The following is a 12491-nucleotide window of genomic DNA, read 5'->3' on the forward strand; positions in this document are numbered from 1 at the left end:
AGCTTTCCGTAGGTTGCTGCCGGTCACGCCGACCGGTAGCGGCCGATTCCGCGCGCGCGGCCAGAACACCTGCGGGGCGAGGCGAATCGGGCCCGCCGGTCGTTCTGCCCCGTTGTTCGCTCACCCGAACAGATTCTCACAGGCCGTTCGGCGACATCTACGTACCTGCCGTTGACCGGCCGGGGTTGCGAGAAATCTCACCGCTGTGCGAGATTTCTCACGGCGGCCAGTTACTGACAGGTTGCCAATAGGTGTGGAAGGTTATTCGAATACCACAACGGCAGGAACGGGATCGGCTTCCCAGCCAGTGCAGCCGACCCGCAGCGGGCTGCATCACGAACGAGTATCGTTCGTTGAATACCGTGCACATCCACGTTCCCGCCGGGAATCGACTGGGAGAACCGAAATGACTGACCTCGTGGACCGGATGACGTCCTCGCGACTGTCGTCCGAGGCCATGGCACCGAGCAAGCGCGGAACTCGCCTACCCCGGGAGGCGCGCCGTGCCCAGCTGCTCGCCGCGGCCAGCGAGGTCTTCGTGCTGCGCGGCTACCACGCCGCCGGCATGGACGAGATCTCGCAATGCGCCGGCGTCTCCAAACCCGTTCTGTACCAGCACTTTTCGAGTAAGCTCGAACTGTATCTGGCGGTCCTGCAGAACTACATCGACGCTTTGGTGTCGAGTGTCCGCCAGGCGCTGCGGTCGACCACCGACAACCGGCAGCGCGTCCGGGCCGCCGTCGCGGCGTACTTCGACTTCGTCGACCACGAAACCCAGGGTTTCCGACTGGTTTTCGAATCCGACCTGACCAGCGAGCCGCAGGTGCAGCGGCGCGTCGAACAGGCCACCGAGGCCTGCGTGGACGCGGTCTTCGACCTCGTCGCCCACGATTCCGGACTGGACCCCTACCGCGCCCGCATTCTGGCCGTGGGACTCGTGGGCGCCAGTCAGATCACCGCGCGCTACTGGCTCGAGGCGGACCGGCCGATCCCGAAGGAAGAGGCCGTCGACACCACCGTCCAGCTCTGTTGGGGCGGTCTGTCCCGCGTGCCGCTCTCCCAGCGCTGAGAGCGCCCGCGACCGAAACGACGAGGCCCGGATCCGCCACCGCGGATCCGGGCCTTTCGAGTTCGATACAGCGGCGACGAGTTCCCTCGCCGCAGGAGAATCACACCGCGGCGAAACCCACGCGGCCGCTGGTGGAGGTGCCGATTTCGACATAGGCCACCTTCGCGGCCTGGATCAGGTACTTGCGGCCCTTCTCGTCCTCGAGGGTCAGCACACCGCCCGAACCGCTCAGCGCGCCGGATACCAGCGCCTCGACCTCCTCCGGGGTCTGCGAGCTGGCGATGACCAGTTCCCGCGGGCTATCCGAAATGCCGATCTTGACCTCCACGGCCAACCTCCTAGAGTCCAGATGGTGTCGCTGCCCAGGCTAGTGCAGCGAACGGGTCGGAGACGATGCGCCTGCCTGTGCTGTCAGCGAACAGCCGCCGGTCCCGACGGCCGTCGCGAGCGGCTCATCCCAGGCTCAGCACCCGCATCCGCTCGGCATGCGAGTTCTGCATCCGTTCGAACAGCGCCGCCACCCCGTTGAGGTCGCCGGTGGCGGTGAGCACCAGTTCGGTCAGCTCGTCGCGCTGGGCCATCACGTACTGCGCCTGGGTGATGGCCTCGCCGAGCAGCCGACGGCCCCACAGCGTGAGCCGGTCGCGCTCGGAGCGGCTGACGGTGACCGCCCGGCGCACCTCCTCGATGACGAATTCCGAGTGGTGGGTCTCGGCCAGCACATCGCGCACGACCGCGGCCACCTCCGGCGCCAGCGCATCGGCGAGCACCGCGTAGAAGTCGGCGGCGATACCGTCGCCGACATAGAACTTGACCATCGACTCGAGCCAGTTCGAGGGATCGGTCGAGGCGTGGTAGGCGTCCAGGGCCCGCACGAACGGCGCCATCGCGTCGAAGACGTCGACGCCGCGCCCCTGCAGCGCCCGCTCGAGCGTCTCGAAATGCTCCATCTCGGCCGCGGCCATCTTCGCCACCGCCACCTTGCCCCGCAGCGTGGGCGATAATTTCGCCTCTTCCGCCAGGCGGTAGAACGCGGAGATCTCACCGTAGGCGAGAACCGCGAACAGATCGGTGACACCGAGATGGTCGGCGGGGATTCGATGATCGGATTCGGTCGAAACACCCAGCGCGCCAGATGTGTTTGCACCCATGGCCACCACCCTAGTGGGTCGGCGCCCGGAGGGGGCGGCGGCGCGGCGCCGAAAAGAGTTCCCCCGCCGGCCGCGCTTCACACCGGCACGTCCGAACCGGCGGACAGCTGTCGCCGCCGCGCCGCCGGATCATGCCTGGTCGCCCAGAAATTTCTCCAGGTAGCCCCACGTGGTGTCGCGGGCGATCAGGATGCCCAGATGACTGCCGGGCGAGGTCTCGTATCGCACCTCGCGGGCGCCGGTCAGCGTTCGCTGCCCGTGCGCCACCGCCGCCGCGGGAGTGATCACGTCGTCGGTCCCGCCCACCAGCAGTACCGGCGCGGTGATCTCGGCCAGCTCGATCGGCCGGGCGCCGACGTGCACCACGCCCCTGCCGATGTCGTTGGCGAGCATGAACCGGCTCCACAGCTGGTTGTAGAAGCGGCCGGGGTAGCCGGGCAGGCGGGACTGGAACCGGTCGATCGTCTCCATCCGGGCCAGCGTCGCCGAATCGGTCAGATTGCCGGCCAGGAACATCGGCCGGCGCAATTCCCGCTCCCAGGCGGCGGCGCGGTAGGCCAGGCGGGTCAGCGGCGCCGGAACACCGCCGGCCGCCCGGACCAGGTTCGACACCGTGCGCCCGCCGTCGATGCGCGCCAGCGCGCGCACCTGCGGGACCCCGTTCACCCGGTTGTAGTCCAGCGGTGCGCCGACGGCGGTGACGGAGCGAATCGGCAAGGTCGCGTCGGCCGCGGCGGTGAGCAGCGACAGCACGCCGCCGAGGGACCAGCCGACCAGATCGACGGGAGCTCCGTCGCGATCGGCCGAGACGCGGCGCACCGCCTCGGGCAGAATGTCGTCGACCCAGTCCTCGAATCCCATGCGGCGGTCGGCGAAGCCGATCTCGCCGTAGTCGACCAGATAGGGGCGGCGGCCGATCTCCAGCAGGAAGCGGGCCATACTCTGGTCCGGGCGCAGGTCGAAGCACACCGCGGGGGCCGCCAGCGGCGGAACCATCAGCACCGCCGTGTCGTCGGCGGGCGGGGGCCCGGCGGGATCGACGTCGTAGCGTCGCAGCAGCCGGTGCGGTTCGTCCCAGAGCACCGTCGAGGGAGTGGGAACGGGCGCTTCGATGCCGTCGCCGAAGGTCAGCGCCCATGCGTTGCGGGCCGCGGCGCCCACGGTCTCTGCCAAGCTCACGGCGACCAATTTATCGTGTGACACACCGTCTCACATATGTGGGCTGGGCCACGCCCGGCCGGGACCGCCCGCGGAATCCGCTCGCACCGAGGGGAAAGCGGACATATCGAACCCGCGGCGCGCCTGTACATACTTCCGCGAAATCCTCGTTCTCATCGACCGCACAATTTCGCCGGTCACGACGAATTACCGTGTGCCGCAGCCGGACCGGACACCGAGCAGCCGCCCACGACAGCGGGAGCGAGGCGAAGAAAGCTATCACGCTACAATCTCTGTGGGCAACGGAAATTTTCGCTCGCACCGCCATATCCCGGCCGGCATATCGGGACCGGTGGTCGAGGCAGTGCGACAAGGGGTAACCGAAGCCCGCCGAAAATGTGCGCGCACCAGATCCGCGACCCCTTTGCGCCGCGCCCGGACAGCGATCCGGGTGGCGAGAGTGCAGGTGGAACCCGCCGGAAATGTGGTGGCCCGGAAATCCGGTCCCAATCCACCCTCGTGCGCGCTGGATGCGATCAACACGAGGAAGGCACGAATCCTGAGCAAGATCACCGTCGAACAAGAACCCGGGTTGGCGGACACGCTGCTGACAGCGGAACTCGACTCCACCCACACCACTCCGACATTCGCCGAATTGGGCGTTCGCCCCGAAATCGTGCGCGCTCTCGGCGAGATCGGAATCGAACACACATTCGCCATTCAGGAGTTGACCCTCCCCCTCGCGCTGGCCGGCGACGATCTGATCGGCCAGGCCCGCACCGGTATGGGTAAGACCTTCGGATTCGGCGTACCGCTGCTGCACCGAATTTCCACCGCCGATTCCGGCACCACGGCATTGGACGGCACGCCCCGCGCGCTCGTCATCGTGCCGACGCGGGAACTCTGCGTCCAGGTCACCCAGGATCTGGAGAACGCCGGCAAATACCTGAGCAATCAGCAGGGACGCCTGCGCGTCACCTCGATCTACGGCGGCCGCCCCTACGACGCGCAGATCGCCGCATTGCGCGAAGGGGTCGACGTCGTCGTCGGCACCCCGGGCCGTCTGCTGGATCTGGCCGAACAGCAGCATCTGATCCTGGGCAAGGTCGGCGTACTCGTGCTCGACGAGGCCGACGAAATGCTCGACCTGGGCTTCCTGCCCGATATCGAGCGCATTCTGTCGATGGTTCCCGAACAGCGACAGACCATGCTGTTCTCGGCGACCATGCCGGGCCCGATCATCACGCTGGCCCGCACGTTCCTGCACAAGCCCACGCATATCCGGGCCGAGGAACCCTCCGATTCCGCGGTGCACGACCGCACCGCGCAATTCGTCTACCGCGCCCACGCGCTGGACAAGAGCGAATTGGTCGCGCGCATCCTGCAGGCCGAGGCGCGCGGCGCGACCATGATCTTCACCCGCACCAAGCGCACCGCCCAGAAGGTCGCCGACGATCTGGCCGACCGCGGTTTCGCCGTCGGCGCGGTTCACGGCGATCTGGGTCAGATCGCGCGTGAGAAGGCGCTGGACAAATTCCGCAAAGGCAAGATCGACGTGCTGGTCGCGACCGATGTCGCCGCCCGCGGTATCGATATCGACGACGTCACCCACGTCGTCAACTACCAGTGCCCGGAGGACGAGAAGACCTACGTGCACCGCATCGGCCGCACCGGCCGGGCCGGGCGCACCGGTGTCGCGGTCACCCTGGTCGACTGGGACGAGCTGCATCGCTGGGAGAGCATCAATTCCGCGCTGAGCCTGGGCATGCCCGAGCCGGTGGAAACCTACTCGCGCTCCGAGCACCTGCGCAGCGATCTCGGCATTCCGGAGAACGCGACCGGAACCGTGCGGCGCGCACCCGCGCGCGAAACGGATGCGGTCGTGGTGGAGCGGGAGGCACGCCAGCCGCGCAAGCGCAATCGCCGCCGCACCCGCGGTGGTAAGGCGGTCGACGCACCCGAGGGCGCCACGGCCGAGTCTGCCGAGTCCGCGACGGACACCGCGGAAAGCGCTGCGGCGCAATCGGTTCCGGCCGAACAACCCGCGGGCGAAGCGGCCGAGGGCGACAAGCCGGCGCGGCGTCGTCGCCGCCGGCGCCGCAAGCCCGCCGCGGAGGGCGGCGACACCACCGGCGGTGACGTCTCGGCAGACGAGTCCGGTAGCGCGGCAACGGGTGGCGATCAGACTGCCGCATCGGCCTAGTCGCCGGATCGGTTAGTCTCGCTGACGTGCTCGCACCCGAGCGGCGGACGCGCGCCGACCTCTATGCCGCAGTCGCGATCGCCGTTGTCGTGGCGATCGCGGCCGCTGTCGCGTGGTCGACGAGCGACGCCCGCGGCACCGAATCCGATCCCGCGGCCCATCCGGCCTCGGTGGCGCCGGCGGCCGATCGGCTGCCGGACGCCCTCACCGAACGGTGGCAGGCACCCGACGGCGTCTCCGCGCGGGCGCTGACCTCCAGCGGCGTCGCCATCACCGGCGACGGCGGCACCGTCCGCGGTCTCGATGCGACCACCGGGCGAGAGCTCTGGAAATACCAGCGCGATCTGCCCCTGTGCGCGCTGGAGAGCCAGTTCGCCACCGTGATCGCCACCTACCGCGATCCGCGCGGGTGCAGCCAGACCACGATGCTCGGCGCGGAGGACGGGCGCCGGCGCACCGCGCGCAGCAGCTATATGGACTCGCAGGTCCGGCTGTCCACCGACGGCACCTATGTGCTGGCGCAGGGACCACGCCGGCTGGAGATGTGGCGTTCGGATCTGGTCCGCACCCTCGAATACGGCTACGTCGACGCGCAGGTGAACCCGCACACACAACCCCGGCACGGCTGCACGCTGCTGTCGGCGGCCTCGGGTGGCAGCCGCCTGGCCGTGCTGGAACGCTGCCCCGACGACGCCGCGGACCGGCTGACGGTGCTGAATCCGGCGCCGAAGGACGCCTCCGCCCCGGAGGAGTACGGCTCGCACGTCCTGACCGAACCCGGGGCGGCGGCCGGCAACGCCCGGGTGATCGCGGTCGCGGACAACCGGATCGCCCTGTATCTTCCCGGAACCGACGCCGCCCCACCGGAATTCGCGATCTACGACGCCAACGCGAATTCACTTGCGGTGCACCGTCTCTCCGCGCCGATCGCCGACAACAGCACGGTGACCCGACTCGGCTCGGCGTATTTCGTGTTCACCGGCAACAGCGTGATCGCCTTGAGCGCGAGCACCTTCGAGCCGCTGTGGACCGCACCGGACGCCCTGGGCGCGCCGGCGATGATGGCGGGCAACGTCCTGGTGCCGGTGGCCGACGGGATCGCGGCCCTCGATCCCGGCAGCGGCGCCCAGCAGAAGCGGATCCCGTTGCGGCGCAGCGACTACCACGGGGAGCCGATCTCACTGGCCGTGAGCGGTCCGGTGGTGCTGGAGTTGCGGGGCGGCCGGCTCTACGGAACCAGCTGAACCCTCGCGTCGATCCGTCCGGCCGGTCGCTCCCGCGGTGCGGCATGATCGGAATCATGAGTGCATCGGACAGGGACTATCGGCTGGTGCTGCTGCGGCACGGCGAGACCGCGTGGTCGGCGGCACGCAAACACACCGGGCGCACCGATATCGCGCTCACCGAACGCGGCGAAGCTCAGGCGCGAGCAGCCGGAAAGGTCCTCGCCGGTCTCGACCTCAGCGATCCGCTGGTGCTGACCAGCCCGAAGAAGCGTGCCGTGCACAGCGCCGAACTGGCCGGGCTGCCCGATCCGCGGATCGACGACGAACTGGTCGAATGGGATTACGGCGACTACGAGGGCCTGACCACCCCGCAGATCCGCGAAACCGCCCCCGGCTGGACCGTCTTCACCGGCGACGTACCGGGCGGCGAATCCGTCGACGCGGTCGGCGCGCGGGCCGACCGGGTGCTGGAATCGGTGGCGTCGGCGCTGCGCACCCGCGATGTGGTGCTGGTCGGGCACGGACATTTCTCCCGGGTGCTGATCGCGCGCTGGGCGGGTTTCCCGGCCCGGGAGGGACGGCGCTTCTTCCTGTCCACCGCCGCGATCAGCGTGCTCGGCCACGATCATCAGGCCGCCACGATTCTGGCGCACAATATCGTGCCGCCCGAGGCCGGCCGATGATCCGCCGCGCCACGCCCGAGGATGTGCCCGCCCTCGTCGAGCTGGTCTACGACCTCGCCGAATACGAGAAGGCACGCGACCAGTGCGCGCTGACGGCCGAGGACCTGCACGCCGCGCTGTTCGGTCCGGCGCCGGCGGTGTTCGCCCACGTCGCGACCGTCGATGCGCGGGTCGCCGGATGCGCGATCTGGTTCCTGAACTATTCGACCTGGACCGGTAAGCACGGCATCTACCTGGAAGATCTCTACGTCCGGCCCGAGGCGCGCGGTCGTGGCCTGGGCAAGGCGCTGCTCGCCGAGCTGGCCCGCGAGGCCGTGGCCCACGGCTACACCCGGGTGGATTGGTCGGTGCTGGACTGGAATACGCCCTCGATCGAGTTCTACCGCGGGCTGGGCGCGGTGGCACAGGACGAGTGGACCGGCTTCCGGCTCGCCGGTGACGCGCTCGCGCGGCTCGCCGATTCCGGAAATTCCTGAGAATTTCTCGCGCCGGTGTCGATTCCGCGGCGGGGTGCGCGTCGAAGAGTTGAATGGCTCGAAAGGCGGGCCACCTACTCGGAGGACGAAATCATGTCGCAGTATCTGATCCTCATCTATCAGGACGAGCGTGCCGCGGCCGAACCGGAGTCCGGCAGCGCGATGGCGGAGAGCCACCGGCAGTTCGGCGAGGACCACGCGGCGGCGCTGCGCGGCGGAAACGCGTTGCACCACAGTGACACCGCCACCAGTGTGCGGCCGGACGGCGCCGGCGACTTCGTGATCACCGACGGCCCGTTCGCCGAGACCAAGGAGCAGCTCGGCGGCTACTACCTGGTCGAGGCCGAGGACCTGGACGCCGCGATCGCCATCGCCCGGCGGGTGCCGATGGAATTCGGGGGCGTGGAAGTGCGCCCGATCCTCGAATTGAGCTGAGCCGCACCGTGCTCGACGGCTGCTCCGACCACGGCTCGACCGATCGCGGCGGCCCCGACCGGGTCGCCGCGGCGGTGGCCGACGCGCATCGCCGGGAGTGGGCGTTCGTACTGGCGGCGACCGTGCGGGTGACCCACGACCTCGAACTCGCCGAGGAATGCGTTCAGGACGCGTACGCCCAGGCGTTGATGCGATGGGCCGCGGACGGAATTCCGTCCCGGCCCGCGGCCTGGCTGACCACGGTGGCCCGCAACCGCGCACTCGATCTGCTACGCCGCCGGTCCACCGCGCGCCGGGCGTTGCCGCTGCTTATCGCGGACGAAAAGACCACCGAGACAGGTATTTTCGATGCGATCGACCCGTACGACCCACAGTTCCCCGACGACCGTCTGCGACTGATCTGCACCTGCTGCCATCCGGCACTGGCCCCGCAGACCCAGGTCGCGCTGACCCTGCGCCTGGTCTGCGGACTCACCACGGCCGAGGTCGCGCGCGCCTTCCTGGTGGCCGAGCCGACGATGGCCGCGCGGATCACCCGCGCCAAGAAGAAGATCGCCGCCGCCCGGATCCCCTACCGCGTGCCGGGCCCGGCGGAATTGCCCGAGCGCATCGAGGCCGTGCTGGCGGTGGTGCATCTGCTGTTCACCACCGGGCACACCGCACCGTCGGGCGAGAACCTCATCCGCCGCGATCTCACCGAACGCGCCCTCGATCTGGCGCGGATGCTGCACGGTCTGCTGCCCGAGGATCCGGAGATCGCCGGCCTGCTCGCCCTCCTGCTGCTCACCGACGCCCGCCGCGCGGCGCGGGTGACCCCCGAGGGCGCCATGGTCGCGCTGGCCGATCAGGACCGCGCGCGCTGGGACCGGGAGGAGATCGGGCAGGGCATCGCGCTGGTCCGCTTCGCACTGGAACGGCGGCCGGGCCGCTACGCGCTGCAGGCCGCGATCGCCGCCGTTCACGCCGAGGCGCCCAGTTACGACGCCACCGACTGGCAGGAGATCCGCGGGCTCTACGACGTCCTGAGCCGGATCTGGCCCTCGCCGGTGGTGGCGCTCAACCGGGCCGTCGCGATCGGGATGGCCGGCGATCCCGCCGCCGGTTTCGCCGCGCTCGACGCACTCGCCGCCGAACCGCAGCTGGCCGGGTACAGCTATCTCCCCGCCGCCCGCGCGCACTTCCTCGCCGAACTCGGGCGGCTCGACGAGGCCCGGCTAGCCTACTCCGAGGCCCTGTTGCTGACCGAGAATGCGGCCGAGCGCGAATTTCTCGACCGCCGCCTGGCCGACCTCGACCGATAGGGTGGACCGATGGAGGTCACCGTTCGTCCCGTGACGGAATCCGAAGTGCCGGAACTGGCCCGGGTACTGGGTCTGGCCTTCGACGACGATCCGATCATGCAGTGGTGCCTACCGGCCGACCGCACCCGGCCCGCCCGCGCGGCGACCATGTTCGGCGCGCTGATCCGGCATCTGTACCTGGCGCACGGGGCGGTCGACGCGGCCTTCGACGAATCGGGCCGGATCGTCGGGGGCGCGGTGTGGTCGCCCCCCGGGCAGTGGGATTCGTCCGGTGGCGATCAACTGCGGATGCTGCCCGCATTGGCACGTGCGTTCCGATTGCGACTGCTCGCCGTCGGGCGGATGTCGGACCGGATGAGCAAGGCGCATCCGCACGAACCGCATTGGTATCTCGCCATCGTCGGCACCGATCCCGCGGTCCGCGGCAAGGGGTACGGGCACGCCCTGCTGGGGCCGCGGCTGGCGCACTGTGACGAAACCGGCGCGCCCGCCTACCTGGAATCCAGCAAGTTCGCCAATATCGCCTATTACGAGCGCTACGGCTTCGATCTGCGCGGCGAACTCGACGCCACGGGTGGCGGACCGCTGCTGTGGCCGATGTGGCGTCAGTCGGCGACGTCGTAGGCCTGGGCCATCCAGCGCACCGACGGCGGCGAGAAGATCAAGCCGAGGGTGACGAGGGCGACCAGCCCGACCGGGATGCCCAGTTCGAACCGATGCGAGCTGAGCATGTACCACGCGGCGGGCAGCAACAGCACCTGCGCGATCACCACGATGGCCCGGCCCCAGCGCTTACCGCGCAGCAGGCCGATACCGGCGGCCAGCACCGCGCCGGCCAGGATCACGAACCAGGCGGCGGTGCCGTACGCCGATTTCGCGGAGGTGTCGGCCGACGTGATGCCCTGCACCACGAGCACGATCGCGATGATCACCCCGATCAGGCCCTCGAGCGCGGCCAGCGCACCCGCGCCGCGCACCGTGCCGGGAGTCGGGTCGGCCGCGCCGCCGGTGGTGCCGCCGGTGCTCTCACTGTCCGCGTTCTGCTTCGCCACCTGCCCAGCGTAGAACCGCGCGAACCGGGCCTCGCACGCGTGGTCGCCTCCGCGGGATCCGGTGGCGATCGCTCAGTAGGCTGCTGAGGGTGCGGACGCTGTTGATCGTGAATCCGAATGCCACCTCGACCACTCCGGCCACGCGGGATCTGCTCGCCCACGCGCTGGAGAGCCGCACCCAGCTCATCGTGGCCCACACCCAGCATCGCGGCCACGCCGCCGAATTGGCGCAGTGGGCGACCGATGCCGAGATGGACCTGATCGTGGTGCACGGCGGCGACGGCACGGTCAACGAGACCGTCAACGGATTTCTCCCCCTGCCGAAACAGGCCACGTCCGGGCCGGACTCGGCCGGCGCCGCGGAATCGGCCGCCGCGCAACGTTCGGGCACCTGGATCCCGCGACTGGGCGTGATCCCCGGCGGCTCGGCGAACGTGTTCGCGCGCTCGCTGGGTATCGAAGCGGATCCGGTGGCCGCGACCAATCAGCTCATCGATCTGCTCTCGCTCGACAACAGCGAGGCGCATGCCGGCGATCGCCGGATCGGCCTGATGGTCGCCGACGGCCGCTGGTGCGCGTTCAGCGCGGGCGTCGGGCTGGACGCCGACGTGTGCGAGGCGATCGATCGCAGCCGCGCCGCGGGCCACGCCGCCACCCCGGCCCGTTATCTGCGCACCACGGTCCGGCAATTCTTCCGGGCCAAGCGGCGCGAGCCCGCGATCACCGTGCGTGTTCCCGGACGCGAACCGGTGCCGGGCGTGCATTACGCCTTCGTGACGAACACCAGCCCGTGGACGTATCTGGACAACACCCCGGTGCGCACCAATCCCGGAACGACGTTCGAACGCGGACTGGGTGTGTTTGCGATGCGGACGATGAGGGTATTGCCGACACTGTCGGTCGCCAGGCAACTCCTGGCTTCCGACGGAGATCCGAAGGCCCGCAATTTGTTTCGCGTCGACGATGTATCTTCGGTGCGAATCGAGGCCGACGACGAGGTCGGTCTGCAAATCGATGGCGACTTCATCGGCCGGCGCAACGTGGTGGATTTCACCTCGGTGCCGGAGGTGCTCGAAGTAGTCGCTCCCAAGCCGGAATCCAGCCGACACAACTGAGAAACATCGCAGTTGTGCTGCGGAAACCAGCGCAAGCGAGTACAAAGGACTCCGCAGGCCCGGCTTTTCAGGGCTTTAGAGCGTGAGCTTCCCCACGGTGCACCCGAAGGCTATTGACATCTACGGTGTTCGTGAAAGCATTCACAAGCAACCGTGCGGAAACATTCGAGACGCACAAGTGAACGGACCACAAACCAGCGGCGCCTTGCGGCGCCCATGCAAAGGAGCAGAGGAATGGACTGGCGCCACAAGGCCATCTGTCGCGACGAGGACCCCGAGCTGTTCTTCCCGGTGGGTAACAGTGGTCCGGCGCTCGCGCAGATTGCCGATGCCAAGCTGGTCTGCGCCCGCTGCCCCGTGACCGCCGACTGCCTGTCCTGGGCCCTGTCCTCCGGACAGGATGCCGGCGTGTGGGGTGGTATGAGCGAAGACGAACGCCGGGCGCTGAAGCGGCGCAACGCCCGCACCCGCACTCGCAGCGTCGTCTGAGACGCGCGGCGTTACCGGCTCGTAGTAAACCGCACAACCTCGACCGGTAACGCATTTCGGCCCGGCACCGGAAAGGTGCCGGGCTTCACTGTTTTTGTTGCCGGATTGTTTTCCCGCCCTATTTCACATAACC

At 69.0% G+C, this 12491-nt stretch carries 14 protein-coding genes; 10 read left to right on the forward strand and 4 right to left on the reverse strand.

Translation table 11 applies throughout. The features are described from left to right. Positions 1-406 precede the first annotated feature (406 nt). Positions 407-1069: a TetR/AcrR family transcriptional regulator gene (locus tag A5780_RS38300; protein ID WP_030515992.1), complete on the forward strand. Its 663-nt coding sequence runs from the start codon at positions 407-409 to the stop codon at positions 1067-1069. A 100-nt stretch (positions 1070-1169) separates the two neighbouring features. On the opposite strand, the gene A5780_RS38305 is transcribed toward A5780_RS38300, so the two are convergent. From A5780_RS38305 to A5780_RS38315, 3 genes are all read right to left on the reverse strand, one after another. Continuing rightward, positions 1170-1397 (reverse strand): DUF3107 domain-containing protein, encoded by a 228-nt coding sequence (locus A5780_RS38305; RefSeq protein ID WP_030515993.1) that lies wholly within the window; start codon positions 1395-1397, stop codon positions 1170-1172. Positions 1398-1521: 124 nt separating this feature from the next. Then, a complete protein-coding gene (locus A5780_RS38310) occupies positions 1522-2220 on the reverse strand; it encodes a ferritin-like fold-containing protein (RefSeq protein ID WP_063010276.1) in 699 nt (232 codons plus the stop codon). 129 nt (positions 2221-2349) lie between these two features. After that, positions 2350-3399: an alpha/beta fold hydrolase gene (locus tag A5780_RS38315; protein WP_064911490.1), complete on the reverse strand. Its 1050-nt coding sequence runs from the start codon at positions 3397-3399 to the stop codon at positions 2350-2352. A 571-nt stretch (positions 3400-3970) separates the two neighbouring features. Between A5780_RS38315 and A5780_RS38320 the strand changes: the two genes are divergently transcribed. From A5780_RS38320 to A5780_RS38350, 7 genes are all read left to right on the forward strand, one after another. Then, on the forward strand, positions 3971-5581 hold the full coding sequence (locus A5780_RS38320; RefSeq protein WP_174554945.1) for a DEAD/DEAH box helicase: 1611 nt from the start codon (positions 3971-3973) through the stop codon (positions 5579-5581). A gap of 26 nt (positions 5582-5607) precedes the next feature. Next, complete coding sequence (locus A5780_RS38325; protein ID WP_063010274.1) at positions 5608-6825, forward strand: PQQ-binding-like beta-propeller repeat protein; 1218 nt, start codon at positions 5608-5610, stop codon at positions 6823-6825. A 56-nt stretch (positions 6826-6881) separates the two neighbouring features. After that, on the forward strand, positions 6882-7490 hold the full coding sequence (locus A5780_RS38330) for an acid phosphatase (protein WP_082856700.1): 609 nt from the start codon (positions 6882-6884) through the stop codon (positions 7488-7490). Next, complete coding sequence (locus tag A5780_RS38335) at positions 7487-7966, forward strand: GNAT family N-acetyltransferase (RefSeq protein WP_063010271.1); 480 nt, start codon at positions 7487-7489, stop codon at positions 7964-7966. Before A5780_RS38330 ends, A5780_RS38335 begins: the two co-directional genes overlap by 4 nt. Before the next feature lie 93 nt (positions 7967-8059). Next, entirely contained in the window at positions 8060-8401 is a 342-nt protein-coding gene (locus A5780_RS38340) for a YciI family protein (RefSeq protein WP_063010269.1), read from the forward strand. 8 nt (positions 8402-8409) lie between these two features. Then, positions 8410-9702, forward strand: coding sequence for an RNA polymerase sigma factor (locus A5780_RS38345; RefSeq protein WP_064902997.1), 1293 nt, complete (start codon positions 8410-8412; stop codon positions 9700-9702). 30 nt (positions 9703-9732) lie between these two features. Continuing rightward, entirely contained in the window at positions 9733-10326 is a 594-nt protein-coding gene (locus A5780_RS38350; protein ID WP_231983227.1) for an N-acetyltransferase, read from the forward strand. Here the strand turns inward: A5780_RS38350 and A5780_RS38355 are convergent. Further along, positions 10308-10754, reverse strand: coding sequence for a hypothetical protein (locus tag A5780_RS38355; RefSeq protein ID WP_369829576.1), 447 nt, complete (start codon positions 10752-10754; stop codon positions 10308-10310). The two genes, A5780_RS38350 and A5780_RS38355, sit on opposite strands and share 19 nt — an antisense overlap. Before the next feature lie 89 nt (positions 10755-10843). On the opposite strand from A5780_RS38355, the gene A5780_RS38360 reads away from it, so the two are divergent. Further along, the gene (locus A5780_RS38360; RefSeq protein WP_064911464.1) at positions 10844-11869 is read left to right on the forward strand and encodes a diacylglycerol kinase family protein; all 1026 of its coding nucleotides are present in this window, start codon (positions 10844-10846) and stop codon (positions 11867-11869) included. Positions 11870-12103: 234 nt separating this feature from the next. Beyond that, positions 12104-12358: a WhiB family transcriptional regulator gene (locus tag A5780_RS38365; RefSeq protein ID WP_030516005.1), complete on the forward strand. Its 255-nt coding sequence runs from the start codon at positions 12104-12106 to the stop codon at positions 12356-12358. Positions 12359-12491: the final 133 nt, after the last annotated feature.

The organism is Nocardia sp. 852002-20019_SCH5090214 (assembly GCF_001665865.1).
GTDB classification, from domain to species: domain Bacteria; phylum Actinomycetota; class Actinomycetes; order Mycobacteriales; family Mycobacteriaceae; genus Nocardia; species Nocardia nova.

Excerpts from the sequence above, each read along its gene's own strand:
- A5780_RS38300 (WP_030515992.1), top strand. The coding sequence starts at position 407 with ATGACTGACCTCGTGGACCGGATGACGTCCTCGCGACTGTCGTCCGAG.
- A5780_RS38310 (WP_063010276.1), bottom strand. The coding sequence starts at position 2,220 with ATGGGTGCAAACACATCTGGCGCGCTGGGTGTTTCGACCGAATCCGAT.
- A5780_RS38330 (WP_082856700.1), top strand. The coding sequence starts at position 6,882 with ATGAGTGCATCGGACAGGGACTATCGGCTGGTGCTGCTGCGGCACGGC.
- A5780_RS38340 (WP_063010269.1), top strand. The coding sequence starts at position 8,060 with ATGTCGCAGTATCTGATCCTCATCTATCAGGACGAGCGTGCCGCGGCC.
- A5780_RS38335 (WP_063010271.1), top strand. The coding sequence starts at position 7,487 with ATGATCCGCCGCGCCACGCCCGAGGATGTGCCCGCCCTCGTCGAGCTG.
- A5780_RS38365 (WP_030516005.1), top strand. The coding sequence starts at position 12,104 with ATGGACTGGCGCCACAAGGCCATCTGTCGCGACGAGGACCCCGAGCTG.